Origin of the sequence: Pseudoalteromonas sp. (assembly GCF_041629635.1) — a bacterium.
Classification (GTDB): Bacteria; Pseudomonadota; Gammaproteobacteria; order Enterobacterales; family Alteromonadaceae; genus Pseudoalteromonas.
This window is the reverse complement of record NZ_JBFKMX010000218.1, coordinates 1-3,842: the sequence shown is the minus strand read 5'-3', so window position 1 is coordinate 3,842 and position 3,842 is coordinate 1. Positions and strand designations below refer to the sequence as shown.

General features: G+C 41.4%; 3 protein-coding genes. 1 reads left to right on the top strand and 2 read right to left on the bottom strand.

Translation table 11 applies throughout. The features are described from left to right. Both ABYD77_RS18250 and ABYD77_RS18245 read right to left on the bottom strand, forming a co-directional pair. On the bottom strand, positions 1 to 1,795 hold a 1,795-nt coding region (locus ABYD77_RS18250), incomplete at its 3' end, for an efflux RND transporter permease subunit (protein ID WP_372771521.1). Between the two features lie 9 nt (positions 1,796 to 1,804). After that, complete coding sequence (locus tag ABYD77_RS18245) at positions 1,805 to 2,992, bottom strand: efflux RND transporter periplasmic adaptor subunit (protein ID WP_372771520.1); 1,188 nt, start codon at positions 2,990 to 2,992, stop codon at positions 1,805 to 1,807. A gap of 287 nt (positions 2,993 to 3,279) precedes the next feature. Here ABYD77_RS18245 and ABYD77_RS18240 point away from each other — a divergent pair. Continuing rightward, positions 3,280 to 3,842, top strand: a 563-nt coding sequence (locus ABYD77_RS18240) for an enoyl-CoA hydratase-related protein (protein ID WP_372771519.1), incomplete at its 3' end; no start/stop codon positions are given.

The window sequence follows — 3,842 nt, the reverse complement described above, 5'->3', positions numbered from 1 at the left end:
GATCAGCCAAAATCACATCATTAATTTTAGCCATTACTTCCGCTGTACGGCCACTTGCTGCTGCATCAGGCAATTGTACATCAACAAATAAATAGCCTTGATCTTCTGCAGGCACAAAAGCCGTTGGTACCGCTTTTGTTAACCAACCCGTAGCGGCAAAAAGCAATACAGTTACAACACCCACACGCGCAGAACGTTTTAATAACCAATTTACACTAGATGAATATTTTGCAGTTGATGATTCAATGCCACGTTCAACAGGTGCAAGCCATTTCACTGGCTTCATTGCCTTTTCACTTAATAGCAAAGTACAAAGCGCGGGGCTTAATGTTAGTGCATTAATCGACGAAATTAATACAGCAAATGAAATTGTCACCGAGAACTGCTTATAAAGCTCACCGGTAATGCCCGGCATAAAACCAACCGGTACAAATACCGCTAAAAGAACTAACGTGGTCGCCACAATTGGCCCTGACACTTGTTCCATTGCCTTGGTTACCGCCTCTTTAATCGGCAATTTCTCTTCTTTTAAAATACGCTCAACGTTTTCAATAACAACAATCGCATCATCAACCACGATACCGATTGCCAGTACAAGACCAAATAAAGTAATGGTGTTAATTGAGTAACCCATCAACATCATAAAGGCAAACGTACCTACCAACGATACTGGAATAGCCACAGAAGGAATAAGCGTTGCACGCCAGTTTTGTAAAAATAAGAACACCACTAAGATTACCAACGCCACCGCTTGGTAAAGGGTAATTACTACTTCATCAATTGAGCGGTTAATAAACTCGGTAGTGTCGTAAGGAATACTGTAATGAAGGCCATCAGGGAAACGCTCAGCAAGAACTTCCATTTCTTTTTTAACATTTGCTGCCACTTCGGTCGCATTCGCATCAGGTAATTGGTAAATAACCAAAAATGCCGTATCGTTGCCGTTTAATTTTGCTGTAAAACCATAAATTTTAGAGCCTAATTCAATGCGGCCGATATCTGATAAACGAACAAAGTTACCTTCGGTGGTAGCTCGGATAATGGTATCGCCAAATTCATCAGGCGTTTTTAAACGTCCGCGCGCTTGAATCGAGTATTCAAATTGCTGATTTTTGGGAGCAGGGCTTGCACCTAATTTACCCGCGGCAACAATTAAGTTTTGCTCTTTTAGTGCATTTTGCACATCCGATACAGCCACCCCAAGCGACGCCATTTTATTTGGGTTTAGCCAAATACGCATTGAGTAAGTTTTTTCACCCATCACTTCTGCATTGGCAACACCTGGAATACGACCTAGCGGCTCGGTTAAGTAGTTGGTTGCATAATTACTTAAGAAAATATCGTCGAGGTTTTCTTGTGAACTATAAAGTGTTACACCCAAGAGCATATTGCTTGACTGTTTACGTACCACAACGCCTTGACGCTTAACTTCTTCAGGTAACCCCGCCTCAGCTAATGCTACGCGGTTTTGTACGTTAACTTGCGCCATATCATCGTCAGTACCTACTTTAAAGTACACAGTGATCGTTGCTGTACCATTATTTGCAGCTGTAGATTCGATGTAGAGCATATCTTCCACACCATTGATTTGCTCTTCGATGGGCCGGATCACCGACTCCTCTACCACTTGCGCACTTGCACCAGGGTAAACTGCCGTTACCTGAATTTGCGGTGGCGTGATCTCTGGGTACATGTTTACAGGTAACAGGTATAACGAAATTAAACCCGCAAGCGTTATAACAATCGAAATAACCAGCGCAAATTTAGGCCGATTAATAAACGTTTTACTAATCATTTATCTCACCTACTCTGCGCTGTTTGTGATAACACCAGTTACCGCATCTACATTTTTATCAACTGGGTTTACTTCAACGCCAGGGCGCACTTTTTGTAGGCCTTCAATAATAATCTTCTCACCGGCTTCAATGCCTGAATTTACTACCCACATGGCATTAACACGACGACCTAAATCAACATGACGGGTAGTAACTTTATTATTGCTATCTACAACCAATACAAACTTACCTTGCTGATTTTCTTGTACTGCTGCCTGTGGCACTAACGCCATTTGCGATTTATTTTTGCTCTCAGCAATCAGTTTTACAAATAAGCCAGGTAACACAATGCCATTTGGATTAGGGAAAGTCGCTCGAAGCTCAACAGTACCTGTATTACTGTCAATTTTAGTATCGGCAAAATCGAGCATGCCCGCTTCTGCGTACTCAGTGTTATTTGGTAAGCGAATTTTTAAATCAATCGGTACTTGATCAGGGCTTTTAATGCTGTGATGCTCCTGCAAGTAAGTGGTGTAAAGCGCCTCTTCAACTGAGAAGTTTACATAAATTGGATCAATTGCAGTAATTGTCGCAAGCACCCCACTTTGTGGGCTAATAATATTACCCACATCAATGTTCACTCGGCCAATTTGTCCATCAAAAGGCGCACTAATTTCAGTGTAACTTAAATCTAATTTTGCTTTGGTTAAAGCGGCCTCACCGGCCTTAACAGCCGCTTGTGTTTGCGCTGCATTGGTAATCAATTTGTCTAAATCGGATTGCGAAATAAAACCTTGGTCTGCAACTTCTTTACCACGCTTCAAATCACGTGCAGCGCCAGCAGCGCCAGCAATTTTCGATTTAAGGTCGGCATCATATTGTGCCACTAACGCTTGATATTCACTTGGATCGATTTTTAGCAATAAATCGTCTTTTTTAACCTTAGAACCTTCCACAAACTTACGCTCAATCAATTCGCCTTGAACTCGGGTGGTGATTTCTGCTTCTTTTGATGCTTGAGTACGTGCTGTAAATTCACGATAAGTACCCACCAAGTCACTGTTTACCGTATAAACAGAAACAGCTGGAGCTGGCGCCTTTTGCACTACTTGCTCTTTACCACACCCCGAAAGTGCTATTGGTCCCAACAAAATACAACTAACAAACAACGCGGACTTAGTCGGGGAACTAATCTTTTTTAATGTGGTTCTTAACATGCAACTCTCCCTCATCACAAATAGAGCAAATTTTTGTTTCCAGCAAACGCGCCGAAATTTCTAATAAAATCTTCTGGTTATCAATCATAATACGACATGGCATTAAATGTAATTTAATATTTAACTAATTTTTAGCAAATAAACACGGGCATATTTTTAATATCTAATATGCTGAATAACGCCGTTATTTTGCAAAGAAAATATGAACCTAGCGTGAAGTATGGCGCTTTACAGCAGCTTTTTTCCACGTTAATCTCAAACACCCAACAGGTCGGATGAGAATAAAAATGAAGCACCTAATCACCTTAAGTATTGATGCAGGAATTGCCACCGTCACCTTTGACCGCGCTGAAAAACTCAATGCACTGAGTTTTGATAGTTTTATCCAGCTCGACAGCATTATTAAACAACTTAAAAAAGAAAAGTCATTGCGCTTAGTCATTATTGACGCAAATGGCAATGATTTTTGTACTGGCCTAGATGTTAAAAGTATCAGCCGCTCTGCACTTACTATGGTTAAGCTATTGTTTAAATGGCTGCCTGGCAATGCAAATTTAGCACAGCGTGTCACCCTTGGTTGGCAAGAAATAAAAGCACCGGTCATTTGTAAAATTCATGGCCGTTGTTTTGGTGGCGGTATGCAAATAGCTTTAGGTGCCGACTTTCGCCTTGCCAGTAAAGATGCTCAGCTTTCAATTATGGAAACGCGCTGGGGGCTCACGCCTGATATGGCTGGCAGTGTGATGTTGCAAGGCTTAATGCCTTATGATCAAGCATTAAAGCTCACTCACCTTGCCGACCCAATTGATGCAAAAACAGCTCTTTCGCTTAATTTAGTTACTGAGGTCTG